At 37.7% G+C, this 1112-nt stretch carries 2 protein-coding genes; both read right to left on the reverse strand.

What is annotated here, in order from left to right:
- Positions 1 to 555 (reverse strand): hypothetical protein (locus FHL06_RS13870; RefSeq protein ID WP_202879075.1); only part of this gene is annotated, 555 nt, incomplete at its 3' end.
- A 131-nt stretch (positions 556 to 686) separates the two neighbouring features.
- Positions 687 to 1112, reverse strand: a 426-nt coding sequence (locus FHL06_RS13875; RefSeq protein ID WP_153387238.1) for a flavodoxin domain-containing protein, incomplete at its 5' end; no start/stop codon positions are given.

The raw sequence follows: 1112 nt of genomic DNA on the forward strand, positions 1-1112 counted from the left end.
AGTATCAGACGTACTCATATCTCCCCTAGTTTGCGTCTGCGAAGGTGATTGTTGTTGCTCTTGCTGTTGTTTTTGTTGAGCCGCGGCCTCTTCTTGTTGCTTTTGAGCAGCCTTAGCTTGTTCCTCTTGTTCTTTTTGAGCTGCAGCCTGTTGTTCTTGTTCTTTACGCTTAGCCTCAGCTTCATCGCTAGCAATTTTATCCTGTTGTTCTTGCAGTTTATCTTCTTGTTTCTGCAATTTCTTTTGTTTAGCTAATAAAGCAACATTTTCCTTCTTGGCAATATCGTACTTGTCTTTACCGATATACTTTTGTTTTTTAACAACTTTGGTCGTATCAGCACTACTTGATGATTGCTTGGAAGTGGTATCTTCAGTACCACCACTCATAATCGTAGCCACAAACATTACTACAATACTGACAATTAAGCCGATTCGATAACGCTTCTTTAGTGCTTTACTAGCACGGTCATTCGCCTTTATCTTCCGACCTTTAAACATTTTAATGGCAAAATAAATCATAAATCCGAATGCCACTAAAGCTATAAATTCAGTCATCCCCTAGGACCCCCTAACTATATTTATAATTTTATGTTATCCGAGATATTTTTTATAAACAAGGTAAAAAATGTTCTCATAAAAAAAATATCGAAAATCCATAAGAATTTTCGATATTTTTTCGTAATTTGTTATTTCAAACTTTTCAGTACATAATCACCTAAAGCTTCAACTCGCTTGTAATCGTCTTCATCAGGATCACGATCAATCTTCACAGAGTCAGCAACTTGTTCACCATTGCTAGAGTTCAGTTGCATCGTAAAGTAATCAACGGCTCTACCAAAGTGTAAATGGGTCTTCGAACTGGAACCTAACACCGCAAACTTAGTTCTCTTCAAGTCCACATCGGCTAAATCTTCATAAAAATCCTGTGCTTCGTCAGGCACTTCACCATCATGATAAGTGTATGTTTCCACTATAACGGCGTCATAGTCACTTAAACCAAAGGCATCTGTATCAACGATTTGCTCCAAATCAAGATCAGCACCTTTATCCTTTAAGTAATCTGCCAAATGCTTGGCTATTTCCTCATTACGACCAGTCAGACTGGTATAAGT

Origin of the sequence: Companilactobacillus halodurans (assembly GCF_009600985.1) — a bacterium.
In the GTDB taxonomy this organism is placed as follows: Bacteria; Bacillota; Bacilli; order Lactobacillales; family Lactobacillaceae; genus Companilactobacillus; species Companilactobacillus halodurans.